We start from the raw sequence: 24709 nt of genomic DNA on the forward strand, positions 1-24709 counted from the left end.
CGAAGGGAGTTTCCCCTGGCGGGTTCGCGTGGTCGTGGTGACCGTGCGGCTTCGGAGACTGGTTGCTCGGTGCGGGCGTGGGGGAGGGCTGCTGGCCGCGGGTGGGGCTCAAAACGGTTCTCGATTTCGCTGGCCGTTTGCTCGGGAACAGCTTCTCAGGTACGAATAACGGCGCGTTGCGAACAAACGGCGCTTGCCAAGAAACGGTTCGAGAGGGGCACGGGAGTGGCCGGAAACTGCACTCACGCGCGCTTCTGGCGGCGTGCGGCGTCGGCCGGGGGATAGCGCAACCCTACCCCTGCACCCCCGCGCGTGCCCGCCCGCGCGATCTCTTGATCGCCGAAAACCCGTCAGGGTGCCGCCGGTCGGCGGGTAGGGTAGACCTTCACACCCCGACCTGACAAGCCTGGAGGACGCATGGTTCCATTCCTCCTCGCGTTCATCGTGCTGTCAGTACTCACGCCGTGGTTCACCCGGCGACTTGGCACCCGCGTCTTCTACCTGATCGCCCTGCTGCCGGTTGGCGCCTTCGCGTACACGCTCACCCAGACCGCCACGGTCACCGCTGGCGGGGCCGTGACCCAGTCGATCCCGTGGGTTCCGCAGCTCGGCATCAGTCTGTCCTTCCGGGTCGACACGCTGGCCTGGCTGCTCGCGCTCGTCGTCACCGGTATCGGCGCCCTCGTGCTGGTCTATTGTGCCCGCTATTTCACCGACGACGAGCCCAGCCTCGGCCGTTTCGCAGCACTGCTGCTCGCTTTCACCGGCACCATGTACGGTCTCGTCACCGCCGACGATCTCGTGATCGTGTTTATGTTCTGGGAGGTCACGAGCGTGCTCTCCTACCTGTTGATCGGGCATTACACGCATAAACGCGAGAGCCGTGGCGCCGCCCTGCAGGCTCTGATCGTGACGACGTTCGGCGGCCTGGTGATGCTCGTGGGCGTCGTGATGATCTCGGTCGCCGCCGGCACAACGAGCCTCGCCTACATCGTGGCCAACCCGGTGACGAACACCATGGGAACCTGGGCGGTTCTGCTCATTCTGGTCGGGGCGCTCTCGAAATCGGCGCTCGTACCATTCCACTTCTGGCTGCCGGCCGCGATGGCCGCGCCGACCCCGGTCAGCGCGTACCTGCATGCCGCCGCGATGGTCAAGGCCGGAATCTACATCGTCGCCCGTCTCGCTCCCGGCTACGCCGACAGTGACGGTTGGCTGCCGGTGCTGGTCACCCTCGGGGTCTGGACCATGGTGGTCGGAGCCTGGCGGGCCCTGCGCCAGTACGACCTCAAACTGCTGCTCGCCTACGGCACGGTCAGCCAGCTCGGCTTTCTCATGATCGCGATCGGGTTCAACACCCGCGACACGGCGCTCGCCGGCGCCGCCCTGCTGCTCGCGCACGCGCTCTTTAAAGCGACGCTGTTTCTTGTCGTCGGTGTCATCGACCACCGGGCCGGCACGCGCGACTGGCGCAGGCTCAGCGGCGTCGGTCGCAGCGCCCCGACACTCGCCGTAATCGCGCTCGTGGCGGTGGCGTCCATGGCGGGCCTGCCGCCGGTGTTCGGATTCGTGGCCAAGGAAGCCGTGTTCACCTCGCTGATCGACGCCGCCGTCGGGGGTTCCGGCTGGGGCTACGCGGCGCTCATCGGCACCGCCGTGGGATCCGTGCTCACGGCGGCGTACAGCATCCGTTTCTTCTGGGGTGCCTTCGGAACGCGCAAGGAACAGCCGAGAACCGTGCTGCACGCGAGCCCCTGGGACACGCTGCTCGCCCCCGCTGTGCTCACCGTCGCGACCATCGGTCTCGGGCTGTTCGCCTCCGTACTCGACCCGCTGCTCGCACCCTACGCCGACACCGTGCCGGGTGCCGGCAGTCTCACCGAACCGCCGTACCACCTCGCGTTGTGGCACGGGCTCGAACCGTCCGTCTACCTCAGCGCCGTCGTTCTGCTGCTCGGAGCCCTACTGTTTCGGGCACGCCGCGGGGTGTTGCGGCTGCAATTGAGAGTGCCCGACTATATCGACGCCGGCCGCGGTTACGGCAAGGCCATTCGCGGCGTCGACCGCGTCGCGGCCCGGGTCACCCACTTCGCCCAGCGGGGCGGACTGCCACAGTACCTTGGCACCATCCTCACCGTCTTCGTGCTCGCTCTCGGCGTCGCGCTCGTCGTCAACCGCACCTGGCCAGACACGATCGTGCTCTGGGACTACCCGGGCCAGATCATCATCGCCCTGATCATGGCCACCTGCGCGGTGATGGCGGCTCGGGTCGGGCAGCGGATGACCGCGGTCATTCTCGCCGGCGTCACCGGCTACGGCCTCGTCGTCCTGTTCGCTTTTCATGGCGCACCCGACCTCGCCCTCGCCCAGGCCCTGGTCGAATCGATCACCATCGTGATCTTCGTGCTCGTGCTGCGCCGCCTGCCCGCGAACATCGCCCAGCACAACAAACCGGTACGCCGCAAGCGCCGCGTGCTGATCGGCAGCCTCGTCGGCCTGGTCATGGGCACGATCGGCTTCATCGCGCTCGGTGCCCGCCAGTTCGAGAGTATCGCCGGGGCACTGCCGCGGCTGTCGGTTGAAGACGGACACGGCAACAACATCGTCAACGTGATGCTCGTGGACATTCGAGCCTGGGACACCATGGGCGAGGTATCCGTGCTCATCGTTGTGGCGACCGGAGTCGCGAGCCTGCTCTTCGTGTCGGGTCGTAATTCCATCGTGCCCCGGCTGAAGGAATCCCGCCGCCTGCGCTCGGTCGCCAACCGTCGCCGGGTCGTCGCCGACCCCGAGTTCTCGAGCGAGGGCCATGCCGTCACCCGTCAGGCTTTCCTGCTCGCGGGGCGCAAGAACCCGCAGCGCAGCCGGTCGATTCTCATCGAGGTGCTCGTGCGGTTGCTGTTCCACCCCGCGATGATCGTGTCGATCTACCTTCTCTTTGCCGGCCACAACCTACCCGGCGGCGGGTTCGCCGGCGGACTGCTCGCCGGCCTGGCCCTGGTGGCGCGGTATCTCGCCGGCGGACGCTACGAGCTGAGCGAAGCGGCCCCAATCGACCCGGGCAAGATTCTCGGCCTCGGCGTGATTCTCGCCGTCGGCATGAGCGTCGTCTCGCTGTTCTTCGACGGCGTTCCTCTGGAGTCGGCGTACTTCACGGCGACCGTGCCCGTGCTCGGCGACCTGTCGTTCGGCACCGCGACCATCTTCGATATCGGCGTCTACCTCGTCGTCATCGGCCTCACGTACGACATTTTGCGCAGCCTAGGCAGTGAAATCGACCGGCAGAGCGAGTCGGACCAGAGCGGGCTGCGGCCCACGCCCGAACCCCTGATCGATGTCGGGGCGCCGACCCCTGCCACGAAAACCGAGGAGGTCAACCGATGAGCGCCTCCCTCACCCTCGTCATTCTGATGGCCGTCATGTACGCGGCCGGCGTTTACGTGATGCTCGAACGCAGCCTCACCCGGGTGCTGATCGGCTTTCTGCTCGTCGGCAATGCCACCAACCTGCTCATTTTCATCATGAGTGGGCGGGCGGGTAGTTCACCGATCGTCACCGGTACGAGCCTCCTGGACATGGTCGACCCGATTCCCCAGGTGCTCATACTTACCGCGATCGTGATCAACTTCGGCATCACCGCACTGCTGCTCGCGCTCATCTATCGTTCCTGGTGGCTGGCCCAGTTGGGTGACGAGGGCGATACCCTCACGGATGAGCACGCCGGCGAGAGCGCCGGTGAGGCCGACGCCACCTTCCGCTCCTCGTCAGACGATGACGATGCGATCGCCGAATCCATCGAGGGCTTCGAGCGGGGCGACGGCGCCACGAGCGATGAAGTCAGCAGGAACCGCCCAGCGAATGCTGGCGGCCGCGCTGGTGCATCCGCTCGCAATACGCCTGTTCCCGATGAGGGAGACCAGCGATGACCCCCCTGGTTCCCCTCATCGTGTGCCTGCCGCTGCTCGGTGCGGCGGTCGCCCTGACGCTCGGCCAGCGTCGTCGCCTGCAGGTGATGGTGAGCGTGGCGAGCCTCGCCGCGGCGACTGTCATGAGCGCGGTGCTGCTCGTGCTGGTCGACCGGTTTGGTCCGGCCGTGGTGCAGGTTGGCGGCTGGGAGGCCCCGTGGGGCATTGTGCTCGTCGTCGACCGACTCTCGGCGATCATGCTGCTCATCTCGGCGCTCATGCTGCTCGGAGTTCTGCTGTTCGCGGTCGGCCAGGGCATCGTCGACGGCGATACCGAAGCTCCGGTGTCGATTTTTCACCCGACCTATCTCGTACTGGCCGCCGGACTGTTCAACGCCTTCGTGGCCGGCGATCTCTTCACCATGTATGTCGGCTTCGAGATGCTGCTGTCGGCGAGCTATGTGCTGCTGACCCTCGGCGGCACGGGCGCCCGCATTCGAGTGGGCATCACCTACATTGTCGTGAGTCTGGTGTCGTCACTGCTGTTCCTGAGCGCGATCGCGCTCATCTACGGCGCGACCGGCACGGTCACCCTCGCCCTCATCGCCGAGCGGATGCCCGACCTCCCGGCCGATATCCAGCTGATCCTCGGATTGTTGCTGCTGATCGCCTTCGGGGTGAAAGCCGCCGTGTTTCCGATGTCGTTCTGGCTGCCGGATTCATACCCGACCGCGCCCGCACCGGTCACGGCGGTGTTCGCCGGACTGCTCACCAAGGTTGGTGTCTACGCGATTCTGCGCACCCAGACCCTGTTCTTTCCCGATAACCAGTTTTCGATGCCGCTCATGATCGTCGCGGCACTGACCCTGCTCGTCGGCATTTTGGGGGCGCTCGCCCAAGCCGATATCAAACGGCTACTTTCGTTCACCCTGATCAGCCACATCGGCTACATGCTGTTTGGCATTGCGATCGGAACCCCGCTGGCCCTTGCGGCGACCATCTTCTACGTCGTGCACCACATCACCGTACAGACGACCCTGTTCTTGGCGGCGGGGCTCATCGACCGCGTCGGCGGCACCACGTCGCTGTCGCGCCTCGGCGGGTTGCTCAAATCTGCCCCGGTCGTGGCCATTTTGTTCTTTCTCGGCGCGCTCAACCTCGGCGGCATCCCACCGTTCTCCGGCTTTCTCGGCAAGATCGCCCTCTTCCAGGCCGGCACGATCGTCGGCGACCCGATCATCTACGTGCTGATCGGTGTCGGTGCTCTGACCTCGCTGCTCACGCTGTATACCCTGGCTCGAGCTTGGAACCTGGCCTTCTGGCGGCCCAAGAACCAGGTCAAGGATTACACCTCGTCGATGTCCGCGTCGCTGGTGGAAGACCCCCAGGACGAGGGCATCGTGCTCAAGAAGACGGTGTCACCGCTCATGGTCGGCACGACGACCGCCATGCTCGTCCTGACCCTCGGCCTGACCATTTTCGCCGGTCCGATCTTTGAGCTGACCACCCGGGCTGCCGGCAACATCAGCTCGCCGTCCACCTACATCGACGCCGTGTTCCCGATCGGCACCGGAGCGATCGAAGACACGAACGTGGGCACAAACTTCGAAGGCGGCGCCAAGTGACCACGTCGCGCGAACGCCTTGAAGCCGTCGGCAACCAGATTCCGCCGCTGATCGCCCTGATCGTGCTGTGGATGCTGCTCTGGGGTGAGTTCTCCTGGCTGAACTTGCTCGTCGGGTTCGTTGTCGCCATGATCGTCACCGTGGTGTTCTACCTGGTGCCGGTGCAGCTGAGCGGGCGCCTGCATCCGCTGCACACCGTGGTATTTTTCGTGCGGTTGATCGTCGACATTGTGCGGGCCTCGATCGATGTGTCCTGGCTGGCGGTGAAACCTCGGCTGGTCACGAGCAATGCGATCCTGGAGATTCGCTTGCGCACCCGTAGCGACCTCATCCTCACCTGGACCGCTGTGGCTACGTCGATCGTGCCGGGTTCGATCGTCGTCGACATCGACCGGGAATCATCGATCCTGTTTCTGCACGTGCTGAACATGCACAGTGCCCGCGATATCGAGCGGTTTCGGCGGCGCGTTCTCGACACCGAGCGGCGGATCGTGCGCGGCTTCGGCTCCCGCGAAGATGTCGAGCGGATGCGCGGGGTACGGCCAGAGAACCGTCTCACGGCCCGCCGCGCCGCACGAACCAATGGAAAGGCATCCTCATGATGTTGCAGAGTGTGGCCGTGGTCGCCGGGGTCATGTTCGCGGTCGGGGCGCTCCTCGCCGTGTACCGCATCGTCGTCGGCCCGAGCGTGCTCGACCGCGTCATCGCCTCGGATGTGCTCGTCGCGACGATCATCTGCGCCCTCGGCGCCGAGATGGCCCTGAATCGGCACACCGACACCCTGCCGGTGCTGCTCGTACTGGCACTGTTCGCGGTGCTCGGATCCTTCAGCGTCGCCCGCTTTCTGCCCGCGCGGGACAGCGCATGAGCGCCCTATTCCACGATGTACTGACGGCGGTTCTCGTACTCGCCGGCGCCACCATGTGCCTCGCCGCCGGAATCGGGCTCATCCGCTTTCCCGACGTGTTGTCGCGTCTGCACGCCGCGACCAAACCGCAGATTTTTGGTCTCATGGCTGTGACAGCGGATGTCGCGATCAACAACTTCTCGGTCGGCACCGTCACGCTTGTCGTTGCGATCGTCGTCTTTCAGGCCCTGACCGCGCCGATGGCCGCGCACCTGGTGGGCCGGGCCGCGTACGAGACCGAGCACCTGCGCCCCGACCTGCTCATCGTCGACGAATTGGAGGCCCGCCGGGCCGCTCGCTAACGGCTCGCGGTCTGGCCCATCGACGCAAACGCCGGCACAGGCTGATATGCTGGCGGAGTCGCAACTGGCGTAGCACGAAGATGGGTCACCATCGGGGAGCGACTGACACGGTTGGTGGCCGCACGCCTGGGCCGCAACATCCACACGTAAGGAGAACTCCGTGCCTGATACCGCTACCGTTCTGAGGTCGACCTTCAACGAGCCGCTCTCGGTTGTCGACCCCGAGATTGCCGCCGTGCTCGAGCAGGAGCTCGGCCGCCAGCGCGACTATCTCGAAATGATTGCGAGCGAGAACTTCGTTTCCCGCGCCATTTTGCAGTCGCAGGGCTCGGTGCTCACCAACAAATACGCCGAGGGCTACCCGGGGCGCCGCTACTACGGCGGATGCGAGTACGTCGACGTTGCCGAGCAGCTCGCCATCGACCGCGCCAAAAGCCTGTTCGGTGCCGCCTACGCGAATGTGCAGCCGCACTCCGGCGCCACCGCCAACGCCGCGGTACTCTCCGCCATCGCCACGCCCGGCGACACCATCCTCGGGCTCGAGTTGGCCCACGGCGGCCACCTCACCCACGGCATGAAGCTCAACTTCTCGGGCAAGCTGTACAACCCGGTGGCCTACGGCGTCGACCCGGAGACTTTCCGTATCGACATGAACGTCGTGCGCGACAAGGCCCTCGAAAGCAGGCCGAAGGTCATCATTGCCGGCTGGTCGGCTTATCCGCGCCACCTCGACTTCGAAGCCTTCCGTGCCATCGCCGACGAGGTCGGCGCGTTGTTGTGGGTCGACATGGCCCACTTCGCCGGACTCGTCGCTGCTGGCCTGCATCCCTCGCCCGTGCCCTACGCCGATGTCGTGTCGAGCACCGTGCACAAGACACTCGCCGGCCCGCGCTCGGGGATCATTCTGTCGCGCGATATGGCCCTGGCCAAGAAGCTCAACTCCAACGTGTTCCCCGGCCAGCAGGGCGGACCGCTCATGCACGTGATCGCCGCCAAGGCCACCGCGTTCAAGCTCGCGGCCGAGCCCGAGTTCAAGGAGCGCCAGGAGCGCACCCTGCGCGGTGCCAGCATCCTCGCCGACCGCCTCACTGCCGATGACTCGCGGGCCCACGGCATCGACGTGCTCACCGGCGGCACCGACGTGCACCTCGTGCTCGCCGACCTGCGCCACTCTGAAATCAACGGCCAACAGGCCGAAGACGCCCTGCACGAGGTCGGCATAACCGTGAACCGCAACTCGGTTCCGTTCGACCCGCGCCCGCCGATGGTCACCTCTGGCCTCCGCATCGGCACGCCCGCCCTGGCCACCCGCGGATTCGGCGATGTCGAGTTCACCGAGGTCGCCGACGTCATCGCCGAAGCGCTCAAGCCCGGCGCCGATATTGCCGCGCTCCGCACCCGCGTCGGCGTGCTCACGCAGGCGTTCCCGCTGTATTCCGGGCTGCAGCAGTAACGTAACCGCGTCGATAACGGATGCCGCCGGCCGGCTCGGTTAGCGGCATCCGTCGTCTCGGCATTGACAGCGCGTCGCTCGTGCGTTGCCTGCGCGTTACCCGCGCGACTCGTACCGATCGCAGACTGGACGACGGCACGCGGCCCCGGTGCACCGACGTAAACGATCAGACTAGGAACCACGATGACGGCAATCACACTGGACGGGGTCACAACCGCGTCCGATATCAAAGCCGAGCTGCGGGACCGTATTTCTGCCCTGCGCTCGCACGGCGTCGTGCCGGGCCTGGCCACCCTGCTCGTGGGAAATGACCCGGGTTCTGAGCTCTACGTTGCGGGCAAGCATCGCGACTGCGCTGAGGTCGGCATCGAATCGCTGCGTATCGACCTGCCCGGTTCGGCGACCACGGCCGACGTGCGCGCCGCCATCAACGACCTCAACAACAGTCGTGAGGTGACCGGCTACATCATTCAGCTGCCGCTGCCGGTTGGCCACAACGAGAACGCGATGCTCGAGCTCATCGATCCGTCAAAGGATGCCGACGGCCTGCACCCGACCAACCTGGGACGCCTCGTGCTCGGTATCGAGGGCGAACTCCGCTCACCGCTGCCCTGCACCCCCGCTGGGATCGTCGAGCTGCTACGCCGGTATGACGTGCCGATCGTGGGCAAGAAGGTCGTCGTGGTCGGCCGTGGACTCACGGTCGGGCGTCCGCTTGGCCTGCTTTTCACGCGCAAGGGCCTCGACGCGACCGTCACCCTCACCCATTCCCGCACGGTCGACCTCGCCGCTGAGGTACGTCGCGCCGACATCGTCGTGGCCGCTGTCGGTGTGCCGCACCTGGTGCAGGCCGACTGGATCAAGCCCGGTGCCGCGGTACTCGACGTGGGAATCACCCGTGTGCACGACGAGGTCACCGGCAAGGGCAAGCTCACCGGCGATGTGCACCCCGACGTGGCCACGGTCGCCGGGCACCTCTCACCCAACCCGCGCGGCGTCGGCCCGATGACTCGCGCCATGCTGCTCTCCAACGTGGTCAAGGCCGCCGAGCAGTCGCTGCGGGCGTAGGCTGCCCGCCGTCGGCGGTCTCGGCAGGCTCGACGAACGAAACATTGGTCGAGCGCATGCCCGTTGGTCGAGCTTGTCGAACTACAGTGCGGTCAGGGCCGCGCGGTGCCGCTCGGTGTGCTCGAGATAGTTCTCGGCGTTGAGACGGATGCTGGCGATCTCGTCGTCGGTCAGCGGGCGACGAACCTTCGCCGGCACCCCGGCCACGAGCGATCCGGGCGGCACAACGGTGCCGCCGAGCACCACGGCTCCGGCGGCCACGAGCGATCCGGTGCCGATGAGGGCGCCGTTCAGAATGGTCGCGGCCATGCCGACGAGCACATTGTCTTCGATCGTGCAGCCGTGCAGCACCGCTCCGTGCCCAACCGAGACGCCCGTGCCCAGGGTGAGGGGAAAGTCCGTGTCGACGTGGCACGAGACGTTGTCCTGCAGGTTAGACCCGGCCCCGATCGTGATCGGTTCGAGCTCGGCCCGCAGCACGGAGTTGTACCATACGCTGGCCCGGTTGTGCAGGGTCACGTTGCCCACAATGACGGCGCCCGGCGCGACGAACGCGCTCTCGGCGATAATCGGGGCGGGCGTGTTGGGCAGCGCAATAATGCGGGCAGAACGGTCGGCAGTCATAGGCGCCAGCCTACCGGGGCACTCGCTCGTCGCGTCCAGCGGATGCCGCAGCCTACTCGCGCCCGGCGCCGTCGGCGGCGCGCACGACGAACAGGTCGGGCGTACGTAACCCTCGGTCGTCGAAAGCCGCCAGAACAGCGGCCTTGACCGCGGGCAGGACGGCCCGCGGCGTGAGTGCGATCGCCGCGCCGCCGAATCCTCCGCCGGTCATTCGGGCTCCGATGGCCCCGGCCGCACGAGCGGTCGTGACCGCCAGGTCGAGTTCCGGCACAGAGATTTCGAAGTCGTCGCGCATCGACAGGTGTGAAGCATCCAGGAGGGCTCCGATCGCGCCCGGGCCGTGCGAGCGAAGCGCCTGCACGGTGTCGAGCACCCGCTGGTTCTCGGTCACGATGTGCCGCACCCGCCGAAACGTCTCGTCGTCGAGGGTTTCAGCGGCCCGGCCCAGGTCGTGCAGATCAAGGTCACGCAGCGAGTCAACTCCCATGAGCGCGGCGCCGGCCTCACAGCTGGCTCGTCGGGCGGCATAACCACCGCTGGAGTGGGCGTGTACCACCTTGGTATCGATGACCAGCAGATTAAGCTCAGCGGCGTCGAAGCCGAGCGGAATCACCTCGGAGTGCAGGCTGCGGCAGTCCAGAAAGACGCCGCAATCGGCGCGCCCGAGCAGCGATGCTGACTGGTCCATGATGCCGGTCGGCGCACCCACCGCACGGTTTTCGGCCAACTGACCCACCCTGGCGAGCGTCGGACGGTCCAGACCGAGGTTCCAGACATGGTTGAGCGCAAGGGCGATGGCGCTTTCGATTGCGGCCGATGACGACAAGCCGGCACCGATGGGCACCTCAGAGTCGATGTAAACGTCAAAACCGCCCGCGCGGCTCAGATCGGCGCCGAACTGGCTGAGCGCCCACGCTACGCCGAGCGGGTAGGCCGACCAGCCCCGCAGGTTCTCGGGCTGAAGGTCGTCGAGCCGAAGCCCAATGATGTCGTCCGAGAACGAACTCGCGACGGAAATCAGTCGGTCGTCGCGCGGACTGAGCGCGACCACGGTGCGCCGGTCAATTGCGAGCGGAAAAACGAAACCCTCGTTGTAGTCGGTGTGCTCGCCGATCAGGTTGACCCGTCCCGGCGCCGACCAGACTCCGGCCGGGGCCTCGCCGAACCGCATCGCGAAACCGGTGACGGTGCGCGCGTGCACAGCGCTCATTGAGTAACCCGTGCGGCAGCGGATGCGGCCCCCGCGGCCTGTGAGGTTTGCGCCGGCCCACCGCGCTCTGCGGCGGCATCCGCTACGATACTGCGCTCAACCCCAGCACGAATGAGCTCGGCGGCCTGTTCGGGCGTGACGTCACCGATCCAGGCGCCCATGGCGGCCTCCGAGCCGGCCAGAAACTTGAGTTTATCCTCGGCCCGTCGGGGGCTGGTTACCTGGAGCATCAATCGGATGTCGTCTCGGTGCACGTTGACCGGGGCTTGGTGCCAGGCAGCGATGTACGGGGTTGGACTCGTGTAGATCGCGTCGATGCCGCGCAGAAGGCGGCGATACAGTTCGGCCAGTTCGTCGCGTTCGGCCAGGCTTGTTGCGGCGATGTCGGGTATCTGGCGATGCGGCAGCATGTGCACCTCAAGGGGCCAGCGGGCGGCGAAGGGTACGAAGGCGGTCCAATGCTCCCCGCGAAGAAGCACGCGTTCACCGGCCTGTTCACTCTGGAGAACGTCGGCGAAGAGCCCGGGGCCGTAGCGTGAGACCGATTCGATGAGCCGCTGGGTTCGCGGGGTGACGTACGGGTAGGCATAGATCTGGCCGTGCGGATGCCGCAGGGTCACCCCGATCTCTTCGCCTCTGTTTTCAAACGGAAAGACTTGCTCGATGCCTGTCATGCCGGAGAGTGCAGAGGTTCTCTCGGCCCAGGCTTCGATGACGGTACGGGCCCGAACGACCGAGAGGCTCGCGAACGATCCTTCGTGCTCGGGGCTGAAGCAGACGACCTCGCATCGGCCGACCGATCGTCGAGCGCGGCCGAGCCCGACCGTCGCAAGGTCGTCGAGACCGGTCGGGGCGTTGTCGTCGGCGAGCAGCGGACCGAACGAGGGCGACTTGTTCTCGAACACGGCCACGTCGTAATTACTGGGCACCTCCGATGGGTTGTCGGGCGTCGCCGGTGCGAGCGGGTCGAATCGGGCCGGTGGCAGGAAAACTCGGTTCTGCCGCCCAGCGGCGATCGAAACCCACTCGTTGGTCAGTGCGTCCTGACGCATGCTTGCGGTCTCTTGTCGCGGCGCGGGTAAACGCAGATCAGCGCCGCGCTCGGCCGGGAGGGCAGAATCCGGGTCGTCAAAGTAGATGAGGTCGCGTCCGTCGCTGAGCTGATGGGTGTGGCGCGGGATGCGCGGATCCGCGAGGAACGTGGGGGCAGGGTTTGTCATGACAGACCCACCGTAACAAATTTGCGTATCTGAAACCACTACTTTCGTATTGAAAAAGAAACACAAGTAAGTGAAGATGGAGGTATGACCGAGGCGACGACCGATCAGGACGTATTGCCGGCGCATCAGCGCCGTGAGCAGATTGCGCAGTTGGTCATCGACCGCGGATTCAAGAAGGTCAGCGAACTCGGCGAAACGTTCGGGGTCTCCGGTGTCACCGCACGCACCGACCTTGATGCCCTCGAACGGGCCGGTCGAGTGCGTCGCGTGCACGGCGGGGCTGTTGCGGTGGCCTTTTCGGGGCTGACCGCACGCGAATTCTCGTTCGAAGAGGCACTTTCGGCCTCGGTGCTACCGAAGCAGCAGATCGGCACGCTCGCGGCATCGCTCGTTTTCAGCGGACAGAGCGTGATCCTTGATGTCGGCACGACGACGCTGGCGATTGCCCGTGCGCTGCGGGCAAGGACAGACCTGCGCGACGTCGTCGTGATCACCAATGGGCTCAGCATTGCTCTCGAGCTCGAGCCTGCCATTCCCCGCTTCTCCGTGATCGTCACAGGCGGTTCCCTGCGCCCGCTGCAGCATTCCCTCGTCGACCCGCTCGCCGGCCTGATTTTCGCCCAGGTGCACGCCGACCTCGCCTTCATCGGCTGCAACGGCGTCGACGTCGAGCACGGAGTGACGAACATCAACCTTCCCGAGGCGGGCGTGAAGGCACAGATGCTGGACTCAGCCACCCGGGTAATCGTCGTGGCCGACGGGTCGAAGATTGGCCGGGTACACCTCGGCCGAATCGGCGCGCTCGACGCCTTCGACACGCTCCTAACGGATGCTGCCGCCGACGCGGCCACGCTGGCACCCCTCCGCAAGTACGGATTGACCGTGCTTCAGCCCGGTGGCGACAGCGCCCCCTAGGCTGGGCGAATGAGCGCAGCAACGGGACAGCAGTTTGAACTCACCGTGCAGACGCCGAGCGGCGGTGCACGCGCCGTCATTACAGAGGTGGCCGCCGGCATCCGCTTGTATACGGTGAACGGCATCGATCTGGTCGAGCCTTTTCCGGCCGAGGTAACACCTCCAATGGCCGCGGGAATCGTGCTCGTTCCGTGGCCGAACCGTATTCGCGACGGTAGCTGGACTCAGAAGGGCGTGACTCGTCAGCTCGCTCTGACCGAACCTGCCCGCCACAATGCCATTCACGGTTTGTTGCGCTTCGGCGCCTATCGGCCGGTCGCCAGCACAGCGGCGTCGGTCACGCTTTCAGCGACCGTCTTTGCGCAGTCGGGTTACCCGTTTCAGGTTGAGACGCGCGTCACGTACACGCTCACGGCTGATGGCCTGGAGGCCAATCACACCCTGCGCAACACGGGTTCGGATTCGGCCCCGGTAGCGCTCGGTACCCACCCGTACCTCAAGATTGGGGATGTGCCGACGGGCGACCTCGTGCTGCACCTCTGTGCTGAAACGCACATCGACGTCGATGAACGTCTGAACCCACTCGGTGAAAGCGCCGTCGACGGTACCCGATTCGACCTGCGTGGGGGAGCACGTGTGGCCGATCTCGACCTCGACGATGGTTTTGGGGCCGTACGGGTCGTTGACGGCCGCAGCGAACATCGTCTCCAGGCCCCCGACGGTCGCAGCGTCACCCTCTGGGGCGATGAGAATATGCGTTACGTTCAGGTCTTCACGCCCCGAATCTTTCCGGTGCGGGCGAGCGAAAATGAAGCGGATGCGCGCGGGCAGGCGATCGCCATTGAGCCCATGACGGCACCCGCCGACGCGTTCAACTCCGGCGCGGGCCTGACTTGGCTACGACCGGATGAATCCTGGACCGTGCGCTGGGGTATTCGTCATGAGGGGTTCACCGGGACGCAGCGGGTTTCGGTTCAGAGCAGTGCCGGTGCCTAAACTGATGGTGTCTTCTGTAGCGCGTCACCGACAGCGAGAAAGTAGAGCGATGCGAGCATTCGTGGCACTCGGCGCCGGACTACTGGCGCTCATCGTGGGCGCGGGAGCCTCGACGGTGGCCTACGCCACGGCACCCGTCGATTTCGGCGCGAGCCACGTGGTCGACTCGGCCGGGGTTCTCGGCGACCGTGCAGCCGAGGTCACCAACCGGCTCGACCAACTGTTCAGCGACACGCAGATCGACCTCTACGTTGCCTTCGTCGGCTCGTTTACGAATCCGAGCGACCGAGAACAGTGGGCCGACCAGGTGATCAGCCAGAACGGCATGGGCACCAATGACATTCTGCTTGCGGTGGCCACCGACGATCGGGAATACCAGCTGCGCGTCACACCGGGCTTTCCCCTGACCGCCTCCCAACTCTCCGATGTGCAGCTGGGGTCGATCGAACCTGCCCTCCGCGACAGCGACTGGGCCGGCGCTGCACTGGCGGCAGCTGATGGACTCGCCGCCGGCGTTTCCGGCCAGGGCCAGCCCGAGACCGGCCCGGGCAACCCCAGCGACGGCCAGGTGCAGCCCGATGCTGGCCAATCAGGCGGGGGCGGGGCAATATTCAGCACCGTGATCGTGCTGATCGGGATCGGACTGATCTTCCTCTTCATTGTTCGTCGTCGTCGACGTCGTGCCTCACCCGTTGCTCGGGTGGAGCCGCAGATTTCCACCGAACAACTCGGTCATGAGGCCGGCCGCGCCCTCGTGCAAACTGACGACGCCGTCAAGACCAGCGGGCAGGAGCTCGGCTTCGCGACGGCCCAATACGGCGAGGCGTCCACCAAGCCATTCCACACCGCACTTGCCCAGGCCCAGCAAAAGCTTCTGGCCGCTTTCACCCTGCAGCAGAAACTCGATGATGCCGAACCCGACAGCGACGAGCAGCGTCGCGCCTGGTTCAATGAAATCGGGCAGCTCTGCGCCCTTGCAAACGCGCTGCTCGACGAGCAGACCGCTGACTTCGACGAACTCCGCCAGGTCGCCAAAAACGCACCGGCGGTGGCAGCATCCGTTGCCCAAAAACTAGCCGAACTGCAATCCCGCGTGCCCCGGGCTGAACAAGAGCTCGCCAGCCTCGCTTCTCGCTACACCGAGGTGGCCCTCGCTACGGTCGCCGACAACCCGGCGCAGGCCCGCGAACGCATCACCTTCGCGAGCGAGGCTCTGGGTGAAGCCAGGGCGCGCCTTGAGGCCTCCGACTCTGGCGCTGCCGCGGTCACCCTTCGCGCCGCCGAAGAATCCGTCGATCAGGGCGAACTGTTGCTCGAGGCGATTGACCGTCTGTCGTCCGGGCTCGGCAAGGCGGTGGCCAGCATCGCTCCTCTCGTCGCTGACCTTGAGAACGACCTGAGAGTCGCCCGATCTATTCCGAGCCAGGCCGACGCCGGTGCGAATCTCCCGGGCGTAATCGCGCTCACCGAGCAGTGCCTGAGCGAGACGAAGACCCGGCTCGCGTCGGGCCCGGTCAATCCGCTCGAACTCGGTCAGCGACTTGAGTCGGTCAATGCGCAAATGGACGCCGTGCTCAAGGGCGTTCGCGATGCCACCGAGCGAGCACGCCGGGTGCGCACGGCCCTCGACCAGACCCTGCTGTCCGCCCGCGGTCAGGTGTCGGCCGCCGAGGACTTCATCGGCGCGCGACGCGGTGCGATCGGACCGGAGTCGCGCACCAGGCTGGCGGAGGCTACCCGGTTCGTGGCGCTCGCCGAAGCCCAGGCGGGCGTTGACCCCGAGGCGGCGCTTGCGGCGGCCCAGCGCGGAAACGCGCTCGCCGCCGAGGCGAACGCACTCGCCCGCAAAGACGTCGATGGCTACGGTAACGACGACGACTTCTTTGGTGGCGGCCGGGGCTCGCGTGGGAGCAACGGCTCGTTGGGTGCGGCGCTTGGTGGCATCCTGATCGGATCGCTGTTGAGTGGTGGCTTCGGCGGGTTTGGTGGCGGTGGCGGGTTTGGTGACGGTGGCAATAGCGGTGGCGGTGGCGGGTTTGGTGGCGGCGGCGATAGCGGCGGCGGTGGCAGCTTCTGACTCACTAAGAACGGGGCAGGCCCTCTTCGTTCTGAGTTCAGCGGGCCCGGCTGGCCAGCTTTTGACAGCACGTGCCACACGAGGTCGCCGGTGTTGAGCAGTCCGCCTAACGCTGCCCGGCTCCGATAACCAGTTCGGCGAGCACCCGGCGCACCGACGTGCGAACAAGAACTTCTGGTCGGCTCAGCACATCGATCTGCCGCCCCACCGACAGGTCGCGAAACGGTACGAGCACCATACCATCGCCCTTGCGGGGCGCTATCGTGTAGCGCGGCAGCAGTGCTAGGGCCGCCCCGGTCGCGACGACCGAGGCCGCCACGAAGAACTCGTTGATGCGGTGCGCGATCCGTAGCGGCGCATCGGCCGCAGCGGCGACCACGTTCACCGCCTCTGCGAGCGGAAAACCGGCGTGTCCGGTGACCCAGGATTCGTTTCGAATATCGTTTATCGACAGTGACACACTCACGGTCACCGGCAGGCCGGGGTCGTTCTGAAACCGCGCCACCGCTTCATCCGTCCGAGCCATCGCTGTTGACACACCGGTGGCCGCCAGCGCCAGTGCCACCCCGGCCGGCGTCAACCCGAGTACCCGCCCGCGTTTCTCGGTGAGCGGTACGCCGGCCCGCCGTTGCACGGCGCGGAGCTGCTGCGACACCGCCGACGACGAGACGTGCAGTGCCCGAGCCACCGCGGCGACGCTTTCGCGCTCGCCGAGCTCCCGCAACACGGCCAGTTGACGCACTTCCATGAGCCGAGGCTAAAGTATCTGTTCAAAAAATGGCATCTAGACTGCACGGATGCCGTCCCGCACGATTACCCCATGACCACCACCCTGGCCCATCGCTCGCTGCTGCCGCGCCTTGGGCGCTACCGGGTCGACATCGTGCTCCTGCTCGTTGCCGCGGTGTGGGGCGGCAGTTACCTGAGTGCAAAGGTGCTCACCGAGCAGGCCAGCGTATTCGCCGTTCTCGCACTGCGGTTTCTGGTGGCGGCGCTCGCTCTGGTGATCGTATGGGTGGTTCGGCGCGAGCGGCTTCCGTCGCGGCGTGCGGTGGGTATCGGGGTGCTGCTCGGGGTGACGCAGGCGAGTATCCTCTGGCTCGAGACCCAGGGAGTGGCGTTCACCTCGGCCACGAATGCCGGGTTGATCATCAGCCTCACCATCATTGTCACGCCGGTACTCGAGTCGGTCGCGGCCCGCCGGTGGCTACCGCGCCCGTTCTTCGTTGCCGCCGTACTCGCGGTGGTCGGGGTCGCTCTGCTGGTCTCCGGAAACGGATTTTCACAGCCGGACGCGGGCGACCTGCTCATCCTCGCGGCGGCGCTCGTGCGCTCCCTACACGTCACCATGATGGGCCACCTCACCCGCGGCCGTAGCGACAGCACCATCACGCTCACCCTGCTGCAGGCACTCGTGGGGGCGGCCGTCTTCACCGCCTTCGACGTTCCCGGCCTCGTCGCGGCCATTGCGACCTTCACACTGGCCGGATGGGTCGGCGTACTCTACCTCGGCCTTGCCTGCAGCGTGTTCGCGTTCCTGGCGCAGATGTGGGCAATCCGCCGTACCTCTGCCGCCCGAGCGAGCCTGCTCATGGGCACCGAACCCATCTGGGCGGTGCTCGTGGGAGTATCGCTCGGCAGCGAGACCCTCGGTCTGTTGGGTGCCGCCGGGGCCGTGCTCATCATTGCGGGAACCTTCTGGGGCCAGCGTATCGAGGCCGCCCACCGTGTGAACTCGGGCCGCCTAGGCTGACCCGGCGTGTGGCTCCGGCGCCTGCGTCCCACTGGCCGAGCTGTGAGTTTCCCCCGGTGAATTGGTGTCGTTCTCATAGGTCTTGCTCACAGGTCGGCGCAGCGAAACCACGCGGCGCCCAGAGTGCTCTCGAGCGGATACCGCAAGCGACGTTACGACAGCACGTCGCGCACGAGGTCGTCGTTCTCGTGGTTCTGCAGCCGAGAGAAGATGTAGCCACCGATCAGCAGCACGAAGGGGAGGGCGACGAGTACCCAGCCGATGGTGCTGAGGCCCCAGGAGGTGGTGGTCGGGTCGACGCCGTCGGCCACGGTGCCGGCCAGCAGGCCGAAGTGGCTCATGAGCAGGTATTCGCCGAGTAGCAGACCGACCGTGGCCAGCACCGGGGCGATCAGGGTTTGGAAGATGTTCTCGGTGCCCTGATTGCGATGAAAGTAAACGATGATGGCGATGCTCACCAGAATTTCGATGAGCACGATGGCGATGACCGCGAGGCCGCTGAACCAGTAGAACAGGTTGAGCACCGGGTCGAGCTGGAACACCGCGAACACGACGAGCACGACGCCGGTGATGACGGACGTGACGAGCGACGCCGTGCTCGGGGCTCCGCGCCCGTTGACCGTGCGGAGCAGCTTGGGTAGCGCTCCGCCGCGACCGAGCGCGAACAGGTAGCGGCTGGCCGCGTTCTGAAACGCCAGGAGTCCGGCGAACAAGCTCGACAGCACGAGGATGCTCATGAGCGTCGCCATCCACGGGCCGACGTACTGGGTCGCCAGTGCGAACAGCACCGCGGCCGGGTCGGCCAGGGGAACGCCCGCAACCGAAGACAACTCGACGGTCTTCTCGACCACGGTCGACGTTCCCATGCCAGTCACCATGGCAAACGCGGTCAGGCCGAACAAGACGGTAATGACGACGACGGCAAGGTAGGTAGCGCGGGGGACGACCGTCTTGGGATCCTTGGATTCTTCACCGTAAATGGCGGTGGCTTCGAAGCCGATGAAGGAGGCGAAGGCGAAGGCGAAGGCGATGCCGGCCGAGCCGGCCAGTCCGCCGGCGACGATGGCGGCGGGGTTGAATGAGGCCCAGAAGTTCAGGCCCTCCGGCCCGCCGTCGATGAGGATGGCGACCGCGGTGACCACGAGGGCGGTCAGTTCGAGCAGCATCAGCACGCCGAGTACCTTGGCACCGACGTCGACACTGAGCAGGGAGAGCAGGGTCACGACGCCCCAGGACAGGAGTGACCAGGCCCACCAGGGGAGCACACCAACTTGACCGGCCATCAGGGCGCCGAAGAATCCATAGATGGCGAGTTGAATGGCGAGGTAGGCGAGGATCGACACGAACGCCGAGGCGGTGCCGAGGTGGCGCCCGAGGCCGCGGCCGATGTAGGCGAAGAAGGCGCCGGCGTTGGTGACGCGCTGGCTCATCGCGGCGTAGCCGACGCTGAACACGAGCAGGGTGAGCCCGACGACAACGTAGGCGCCGGGGGCCGCCGCGCCGTTGCCGAGCACAATCGCCACGGGCACCGCTCCGGTCATACCGACGAGCGGGGCCGCGGCTGCGACGACGAAGAAGACGATTCCGAGAACGCCGAGCCGGCCCGTGTGCAGGGCCGTTTCCGGTGCTGTGGTTGAATCAGGTTTGGTCTGGGTCATGGCTACTCCTCGTTGAGTAAGAGGTCGAGTGCAATTGTGTGCGTGAGGCTGGTGTCGGAGAACGGATGCTGCGGCATCCGTTCCGCTGTGTGTCTCACAGCGTGTCAATCTCTGTGCTAAACCGTTTGTCATTTGCGGCACCGCATTTGTCGAATTGCGCAGTGCTGTCGAGGTTCACGTGCTGTGGCGCGGCACCAGCTGTCGGGCTGCGCAGCGCTGCCGAATGGCGCGGTGCGGTGGTGCTGAGCTGCGTGCTCTCGAGCGGCATCGCACGTGTCGAATCGTGCAGGCTCAGCACGCCCGAGCACTCACCCGCGGCGGTACGTGCTCGGCGTCTTGCCGAACGCCGTGCGAAAGATGCGGCTGAAGTGCGCGGCGTCGACGAAGCCCCAGCGGGCGGCGATGGTGCCCACCGAGCGATCGCCGAGAATGGGGTCGCGCAGGTCTCGGCGGCAGTGCTCCAGGCGGCGGGTACGGATCCAGCTCGCCACGGTGCTGTCGGCCTCGTGGAACACATTGTGAAGGTGCCGAGTCGAGATGAAGTGGGCGGCCGCGATGCTCGCCGGGCACAGCTCCGGATCGCCCAAATGCCCATCAACATACGAGCGGATGCGCGCGAGCAGGTCGCCATGCACCCCCGCCACGGGATCGCGGCGCAGGTTCAGTTCACTCTCGAACATGGTCGCGATGAGGTCGACGGCGTTGTAGGCGAGGCGGTGTCCGCTCGCGCCGGAGAGCACGTCGAGGTTCTCTGCGAGCTGCACCATGAACGGACTGATCAGGCGGCCCAGTCCCGCGTCGCCGGGCAGTCGCACGGCGGTGAGCTGGCCGACCGAATCGGCCGGAAGGTCGAGCACGTCGTGCGGAAACATGAGCACGAGGGTACGAAAATCCTCTTCAAAGGCGAGCGTGTACGGCCGGTTGGTGTCGTAGACGGCCAGGTCGCCCGGGCGCAGGGTTGCCTCCCGGTTGTCCTGCACGAGCATGCCGGTGCCCGCCAGCTGCAAATTCAGCTTGAAATACTGCCGAGCGGATGCCGCGATCAGGGCCGAAGTACGCAGAACCTGGTGTCCGTTGGCGGTGACCTCGACGATCGACAGCTCGTCAAGCACCCGCGAGCGCAGGGTGCCGTGAAAGGTGCGGGAAACACTCCGCACCTCGAGCGGAACGAACGACTGCGACACGAGCGTGCGCCACTGCGCGAAGGAGTCGGCGACGGCGAACTGTACGCTGTCGGTCGGTACCGTGCTGGCCAAGCTGGCAGTGTCGGTGGCCGAAGTGGTGGCCGACGTGCTGGCCGACGTGGTGGCCGACGTGCTGGTCGACGTCGTGGTCAGCGTCTGGCTGAGCGGAACGATGTCGTTGGGCGGGGCGACGATCGTCTCGCGTGCGGCTTGCGCCGCCGGGTTCACAACCGTCATCGTCACGAGGAACTCCTTCGCCGGGTCTAGTTCGGCGACCAGCTCGGTCCTCGGGGGCGGATCGATGATCGTCTGCAGCCAATGTAGTACCGCGCGCGCCGAATGTCATTCTTTTTTCGACACTCGGCGAAAAAAGACCCGTATGACGCACGTGCATGAGGTAGCGGTCCCTCGTGCTGATCAATGCAGGCCACGCTGCGGCTGTGGCGGCTGGGCGGCAACGCGCACGACGCGACTATGGCTGCGGTGCGTGACCATCCCGTCGGTCGACACCATCTCGTTGGTCGAGACCATCTCGGCCATCCGGCACGGCGTCAGCGGGCTTCGGTGCCTCGCTACTGATGCTGGAGTTGGAGTATGAGCGGGTTCTTGCTGTGCAGTGGGATCAGCGTCTGTTGCGGGTCGATCGTTACGGGTGGCTGCAGCCAGAACGGGCCGTGGTCGGAAACCACCTGCCAGCCTTCCTGGTCTAGTCGGCGGGTCCAACGTCCCTTCCGCAGCGCGCTTCTCGGCCGCCAACGTGACAGTCAATTCCGCGGCATCCGTGTCGGCCATCAAGATGCCCGACACACCGAGCTTCACCGCTTCCGCGCGGCTGGAGCCGTTCACGTGCTGAATCATCGCCCCCGGCGGCGCAAACCCCCGCCCGCCGCCAGGCCCTCCCGGCCGAGCTCCGGCCGTGACCGCCGAGCGACCGTGCCGGCCATCCACTCCGCGAATACACCCAGCCGCCGCCGCACCTCCACCAACGACCGTTGACCACTGACCACTGACCACTGACCACTGCGCACGTGCAGCTGAGAACGGCTAGTTCCCGGTGGCGAGCAGACGCAAGTACCCGTCCAGCTGCATCACGAGATGCTCGGGCGCGTGCTCGTCGGGGGAGAGCGAGGCGGTAATCTGCGCGCCCAGCACGACGTTCATGAGGTGACCCACAACATCCGTATCGGTGATGCTGGTGTGCACCTCGTCGGCCGCGCGCGCCTCGGCGAGGTGACCGAGCAGTGCGAGCCGCCACTGCAACATCGACTCGTCGTGCAGCTGCGCTTTGGCGGTGCTGTTGAGCGCCTTCTGCCAGAACGGAATCACAATGCGCGCCTCGCTCACGCGCGTCTCGTCGAGCGGCAAGATCTCGTGGCAGTAGGCGCGCACGGCAGCCAGTCCGGTCAGTCCGGCGGTCGAGCGCGCGATGCGCAGATTGGTCTGGCTGAACACGTGCCCGAAGGCGAAGGTCAGTAGGTCGTCCTTGGTGCCGAAATAGGGCTTGAGTGCGCCGTTGGCGAATCCCGCCTCGGTCGCGATCTCGCGCAGGGTCGCGCCCTCGATACCGTGGCGAGCGATGATGCGCCACGTGGCATTGACCAATTCAACGCGACGCTGGTTGTGATCGACGACTTTCGGCATGGGCCCTCTTCTGGTGGCGAAACCTTAGCTTGTCAGAAAGATTCGTCAAACGCTTGCCATCGGTAGCGCTGACCATTTATATTCTACAACCATAGGAAAAAAACTCTCTCGGGTCCACACCATTGTGGTCCGGGCCGATCCAGGAAAAGAGAACCCATGTCTCCCGGGCTTGCCGCCGACACCGACACCGTGACCGCCTTCGCGCTGCCCACCGCGGAGGAACTGCATAAAGTGCGCACGATTCTGGCCGACGCCGACCTCTTTGGCGACAGTATGCGCGTCGCCTATCTCGGTCTGCTCGACCCGCCACGCGGCGCCACAAGTGAAGAAACGGATCGCCGCTTTCGAGTCTTCCTGCACGATATCTCCGGCGCCGCTCCCACCGACGTGACCGTTTCGGTCACGCACGCCTTGGTCGAATCGAGTGTGACCCTGGACACCGCGCTCACCGGCGAACTGCCCGTACTCGAAGAGGAATTCGGCGCCGTCGAAGAGCTCCTCACGACGGATGCCCGCTGGCTCGCCGCCCTCGCCGCCCGCGGCCTCGACGTGGCCACCGTGCGCGTCGCGCCACTCTCCGCCGGGGTGTTCGAGTACCCGAACGAGAAGGGCCACCGCATTCTGCGCGGCCTCGCCTTCGTGCAGAATTTTCCCGAGGACAGCGCTTGGGCGCACCCGATCGACGGCCTCGTCGCCTACGTCGACATCGTCGCTAAGACCGTTGACCAGGTGCTCGACTTCGGCGTCGTTCCCATTCCTGCTGAACACGGAAACTACACCGATCCCACCCTCACCGGGCCGCTGCGCGACACGCTCAAGCCGATCAGTATCACCCAGCCCGAGGGCGTGAGCTTCACCGTCACCGGCGGCAACCACATCGAGTGGGAGAAATGGAGCCTCGATGTGGGCTTCGATGTGCGCGAAGGCGTCGTGCTGCACAACATCGGCTTTCGCGACGGCGAACAAACGCGGTCCATTATTCGTCGCGCCTCGATCGCGGAGATGGTCGTGCCCTACGGCGACCCCGCGCCCGTGCGCTCCTGGCAGAACTACTTCGACACCGGCGAATACCTCGTTGGCCAGTATGCGAACTCGCTGGAACTCGGCTGCGACTGCCTCGGTGAGATCACCTACCTGAGCCCGGTCATCACCGACGGCTTCGGCAACCCGCGCGAAATTCGCAACGGCATCTGCATGCACGAAGAAGACTGGAGCATCCTCGCCAAGCACAGCGATCTCTGGAGCGGCATCGAGTACACCCGCCGCAACCGTCGCTTCGTGATCTCCTTCTTCACGACCGTCGGCAACTACGACTACGGTTTCTACTGGTACCTCTATCTCGACGGCACGATCGAATTCGAGGCTAAAGCCACCGGCGTAGTCTTCACGAGCGCCTATGCCGGCAAGGGTTACCCCTACGCCTCCGAAATCGCCCCCGGACTCGGCGCCCCCTTTCACCAGCACCTGTTCAGCGCCCGCCTCGACATGGCTCTCGACGGCGACACCAACCGCGTCGAAGAAGAAGATGTCGTGCGCGTGCCCATGGGGGTCGGCAACGAACGCGGCAACGCCTTCACCCGCCAGCGCACTCTGCTCGCCACCGAATCCGATGGCGTCAGGCAAGCGGATGCCTCCATCGGCCGCACCTGGCACGTCTCCAACCCCAATTCCCTCAACCGCCTCGGCGAACCCGTGGCGTATAAGCTGCACCCCCAAGGGCTGCCCATGTTGCTCGCCGATCCCGACTCCTCGGTGGCCCAGCGCGCGGCGTTCGCCACCAAGGGCCTCTGGGTCACCCGCTTCGCCGAAGACGAACGCTATCCCACCGGCGACTTCGTCAACCAGCACTCCGGCGGCGCCGGACTGCCCGCGTTCATCGCGGCGAACCGCGACATCGACGGTGAAGACATCGTGCTCTGGCACACGTTCGGCCTGACCCACTTTCCACGGGTCGAAGACTGGCCGATCATGCCGGTCGACACCGTGGGCTTCAAACTGCGCCCCGACGGCTTCTTCGACCGCAGCCCGGTGCTCGACGTGCCGGCGAACGTGCCGCCGGCATCCGGTCACTGCCACTGAGCCACTGGTCGGGCGGGTGCCGCCCCGCCGTGGCCGGGGGGGGGGGTGTGGGGGGGGGGGGGGAAAAAAAGGCGGAGGGCACACGCCGCCGC

General features: G+C 66.0%; 20 protein-coding genes and 1 riboswitch. Of the genes, 13 read left to right on the plus strand and 7 right to left on the minus strand.

Features of this window, described 5'->3' with window-relative positions:
• Positions 1 to 417 precede the first annotated feature (417 nt).
• From LH475_RS02730 to LH475_RS02765, 8 genes are all read left to right on the plus strand, one after another.
• Entirely contained in the window at positions 418 to 3384 is a 2967-nt protein-coding gene (locus LH475_RS02730; RefSeq protein ID WP_196843357.1) for a Na+/H+ antiporter subunit A, read from the plus strand.
• Positions 3381 to 3926 carry an NADH-quinone oxidoreductase subunit K gene (locus LH475_RS02735; protein WP_196843356.1) on the plus strand — a complete coding sequence of 182 codons (546 nt, stop codon included), beginning with the start codon at positions 3381 to 3383 and terminating at the stop codon, positions 3924 to 3926. The genes LH475_RS02730 and LH475_RS02735 overlap by 4 nt, the downstream gene beginning before the upstream one ends.
• Positions 3923 to 5530 carry a Na+/H+ antiporter subunit D gene (locus LH475_RS02740; protein WP_297412812.1) on the plus strand — a complete coding sequence of 536 codons (1608 nt, stop codon included), beginning with the start codon at positions 3923 to 3925 and terminating at the stop codon, positions 5528 to 5530. The genes LH475_RS02735 and LH475_RS02740 overlap by 4 nt, the downstream gene beginning before the upstream one ends.
• Positions 5527 to 6132 carry a Na+/H+ antiporter subunit E gene (locus LH475_RS02745; protein WP_297412813.1) on the plus strand — a complete coding sequence of 202 codons (606 nt, stop codon included), beginning with the start codon at positions 5527 to 5529 and terminating at the stop codon, positions 6130 to 6132. The genes LH475_RS02740 and LH475_RS02745 overlap by 4 nt, the downstream gene beginning before the upstream one ends.
• Complete coding sequence (locus LH475_RS02750) at positions 6129 to 6398, plus strand: monovalent cation/H+ antiporter complex subunit F (RefSeq protein ID WP_297412814.1); 270 nt, start codon at positions 6129 to 6131, stop codon at positions 6396 to 6398. The genes LH475_RS02745 and LH475_RS02750 overlap by 4 nt, the downstream gene beginning before the upstream one ends.
• A complete protein-coding gene (gene mnhG / locus LH475_RS02755; protein ID WP_196843353.1) occupies positions 6395 to 6739 on the plus strand; it encodes a monovalent cation/H(+) antiporter subunit G in 345 nt (114 codons plus the stop codon). Before LH475_RS02750 ends, mnhG begins: the two co-directional genes overlap by 4 nt.
• 50 nt (positions 6740 to 6789) lie before the next feature.
• A riboswitch (ZMP/ZTP riboswitch) is annotated at positions 6790 to 6878 on the plus strand.
• 21 nt (positions 6879 to 6899) lie between these two features.
• Positions 6900 to 8192, plus strand: a complete 1293-nt coding sequence (gene glyA / locus LH475_RS02760) for a serine hydroxymethyltransferase (protein WP_297412815.1) — start codon at positions 6900 to 6902, stop codon at positions 8190 to 8192.
• A gap of 183 nt (positions 8193 to 8375) precedes the next feature.
• Positions 8376 to 9260 (plus strand): bifunctional methylenetetrahydrofolate dehydrogenase/methenyltetrahydrofolate cyclohydrolase, encoded by an 885-nt coding sequence (locus LH475_RS02765; RefSeq protein ID WP_196843352.1) that lies wholly within the window; start codon positions 8376 to 8378, stop codon positions 9258 to 9260.
• Positions 9261 to 9341: 81 nt separating this feature from the next.
• Here the strand turns inward: LH475_RS02765 and LH475_RS02770 are convergent, their stop codons facing one another.
• From LH475_RS02770 to galT, 3 genes are read right to left on the minus strand one after another with little or no spacing between them, the layout of a single operon-like run.
• Complete coding sequence (locus LH475_RS02770) at positions 9342 to 9884, minus strand: gamma carbonic anhydrase family protein (RefSeq protein WP_196843351.1); 543 nt, start codon at positions 9882 to 9884, stop codon at positions 9342 to 9344.
• Between the two features lie 52 nt (positions 9885 to 9936).
• Entirely contained in the window at positions 9937 to 11094 is a 1158-nt protein-coding gene (gene galK, locus LH475_RS02775; RefSeq protein WP_297412816.1) for a galactokinase, read from the minus strand.
• Complete coding sequence (galT, locus tag LH475_RS02780) at positions 11091 to 12314, minus strand: galactose-1-phosphate uridylyltransferase (RefSeq protein ID WP_297412817.1); 1224 nt, start codon at positions 12312 to 12314, stop codon at positions 11091 to 11093. The genes galK and galT overlap by 4 nt, the downstream gene beginning before the upstream one ends.
• 84 nt (positions 12315 to 12398) lie before the next feature.
• On the opposite strand from galT, the gene LH475_RS02785 reads away from it, so the two are divergent.
• The 3 genes from LH475_RS02785 to LH475_RS02795 are packed head-to-tail and all read left to right on the plus strand — an operon-like array spanning position 12399 to position 16302.
• Positions 12399 to 13229 carry a DeoR/GlpR family DNA-binding transcription regulator gene (locus LH475_RS02785; RefSeq protein WP_297412818.1) on the plus strand — a complete coding sequence of 277 codons (831 nt, stop codon included), beginning with the start codon at positions 12399 to 12401 and terminating at the stop codon, positions 13227 to 13229.
• Between the two features lie 9 nt (positions 13230 to 13238).
• On the plus strand, positions 13239 to 14225 hold the full coding sequence (locus tag LH475_RS02790) for an aldose 1-epimerase family protein (protein WP_196843347.1): 987 nt from the start codon (positions 13239 to 13241) through the stop codon (positions 14223 to 14225).
• Between the two features lie 49 nt (positions 14226 to 14274).
• Positions 14275 to 16302, plus strand: coding sequence for a TPM domain-containing protein (locus tag LH475_RS02795; RefSeq protein ID WP_297412819.1), 2028 nt, complete (start codon positions 14275 to 14277; stop codon positions 16300 to 16302).
• A gap of 106 nt (positions 16303 to 16408) precedes the next feature.
• On the opposite strand, the gene LH475_RS02800 is transcribed toward LH475_RS02795, so the two are convergent.
• The gene (locus tag LH475_RS02800) at positions 16409 to 17050 is read right to left on the minus strand and encodes a LysR family transcriptional regulator (protein ID WP_196843345.1); all 642 of its coding nucleotides are present in this window, start codon (positions 17048 to 17050) and stop codon (positions 16409 to 16411) included.
• 72 nt (positions 17051 to 17122) lie between these two features.
• Between LH475_RS02800 and LH475_RS02805 the strand changes: the two genes are divergently transcribed.
• On the plus strand, positions 17123 to 18055 hold the full coding sequence (locus tag LH475_RS02805) for a DMT family transporter (protein WP_196843344.1): 933 nt from the start codon (positions 17123 to 17125) through the stop codon (positions 18053 to 18055).
• A 152-nt stretch (positions 18056 to 18207) separates the two neighbouring features.
• Here LH475_RS02805 and LH475_RS02810 read toward each other — a convergent pair whose 3' ends face one another.
• The 3 genes from LH475_RS02810 to LH475_RS02820 all read right to left on the minus strand — a co-directional run bounded on the left by LH475_RS02810 (position 18208) and on the right by LH475_RS02820 (position 22538).
• Positions 18208 to 19713, minus strand: coding sequence for an APC family permease (locus tag LH475_RS02810; protein WP_196843343.1), 1506 nt, complete (start codon positions 19711 to 19713; stop codon positions 18208 to 18210).
• A 308-nt stretch (positions 19714 to 20021) separates the two neighbouring features.
• Entirely contained in the window at positions 20022 to 21140 is a 1119-nt protein-coding gene (locus LH475_RS02815; RefSeq protein ID WP_297412820.1) for a helix-turn-helix domain-containing protein, read from the minus strand.
• Positions 21141 to 21941: 801 nt separating this feature from the next.
• On the minus strand, positions 21942 to 22538 hold the full coding sequence (locus LH475_RS02820) for a TetR family transcriptional regulator (RefSeq protein WP_196843342.1): 597 nt from the start codon (positions 22536 to 22538) through the stop codon (positions 21942 to 21944).
• A gap of 156 nt (positions 22539 to 22694) precedes the next feature.
• On the opposite strand from LH475_RS02820, the gene LH475_RS02825 reads away from it, so the two are divergent.
• Positions 22695 to 24617, plus strand: a complete 1923-nt coding sequence (locus LH475_RS02825) for a primary-amine oxidase (protein WP_196843341.1) — start codon at positions 22695 to 22697, stop codon at positions 24615 to 24617.
• Positions 24618 to 24709 lie beyond the last annotated feature (92 nt).

Origin of the sequence: Cryobacterium sp., from assembly GCF_026786305.1 — a bacterium.
Classification (GTDB): Bacteria; Actinomycetota; Actinomycetes; order Actinomycetales; family Microbacteriaceae; genus Cryobacterium.

What these genes read in the sequence shown, in the direction of transcription:
- LH475_RS02730 (WP_196843357.1), top strand. Translation starts at nt 418, where the DNA reads ATGGTTCCATTCCTCCTCGCGTTCATCGTGCTGTCAGTACTCACGCCG.
- LH475_RS02735 (WP_196843356.1), top strand. Translation starts at nt 3,381, where the DNA reads ATGAGCGCCTCCCTCACCCTCGTCATTCTGATGGCCGTCATGTACGCG.
- LH475_RS02740 (WP_297412812.1), top strand. Translation starts at nt 3,923, where the DNA reads ATGACCCCCCTGGTTCCCCTCATCGTGTGCCTGCCGCTGCTCGGTGCG.
- LH475_RS02750 (WP_297412814.1), top strand. Translation starts at nt 6,129, where the DNA reads ATGATGTTGCAGAGTGTGGCCGTGGTCGCCGGGGTCATGTTCGCGGTC.
- mnhG (WP_196843353.1), top strand. Translation starts at nt 6,395, where the DNA reads ATGAGCGCCCTATTCCACGATGTACTGACGGCGGTTCTCGTACTCGCC.
- LH475_RS02765 (WP_196843352.1), top strand. Translation starts at nt 8,376, where the DNA reads ATGACGGCAATCACACTGGACGGGGTCACAACCGCGTCCGATATCAAA.
- LH475_RS02770 (WP_196843351.1), bottom strand. Translation starts at nt 9,884, where the DNA reads ATGACTGCCGACCGTTCTGCCCGCATTATTGCGCTGCCCAACACGCCC.
- galK (WP_297412816.1), bottom strand. Translation starts at nt 11,094, where the DNA reads ATGAGCGCTGTGCACGCGCGCACCGTCACCGGTTTCGCGATGCGGTTC.
- galT (WP_297412817.1), bottom strand. Translation starts at nt 12,314, where the DNA reads ATGACAAACCCTGCCCCCACGTTCCTCGCGGATCCGCGCATCCCGCGC.
- LH475_RS02785 (WP_297412818.1), top strand. Translation starts at nt 12,399, where the DNA reads ATGACCGAGGCGACGACCGATCAGGACGTATTGCCGGCGCATCAGCGC.
- LH475_RS02790 (WP_196843347.1), top strand. Translation starts at nt 13,239, where the DNA reads ATGAGCGCAGCAACGGGACAGCAGTTTGAACTCACCGTGCAGACGCCG.
- LH475_RS02795 (WP_297412819.1), top strand. Translation starts at nt 14,275, where the DNA reads ATGCGAGCATTCGTGGCACTCGGCGCCGGACTACTGGCGCTCATCGTG.
- LH475_RS02800 (WP_196843345.1), bottom strand. Translation starts at nt 17,050, where the DNA reads ATGGAAGTGCGTCAACTGGCCGTGTTGCGGGAGCTCGGCGAGCGCGAA.
- LH475_RS02805 (WP_196843344.1), top strand. Translation starts at nt 17,123, where the DNA reads ATGACCACCACCCTGGCCCATCGCTCGCTGCTGCCGCGCCTTGGGCGC.
- LH475_RS02810 (WP_196843343.1), bottom strand. Translation starts at nt 19,713, where the DNA reads ATGACCCAGACCAAACCTGATTCAACCACAGCACCGGAAACGGCCCTG.
- LH475_RS02820 (WP_196843342.1), bottom strand. Translation starts at nt 22,538, where the DNA reads ATGCCGAAAGTCGTCGATCACAACCAGCGTCGCGTTGAATTGGTCAAT.
- LH475_RS02825 (WP_196843341.1), top strand. Translation starts at nt 22,695, where the DNA reads ATGTCTCCCGGGCTTGCCGCCGACACCGACACCGTGACCGCCTTCGCG.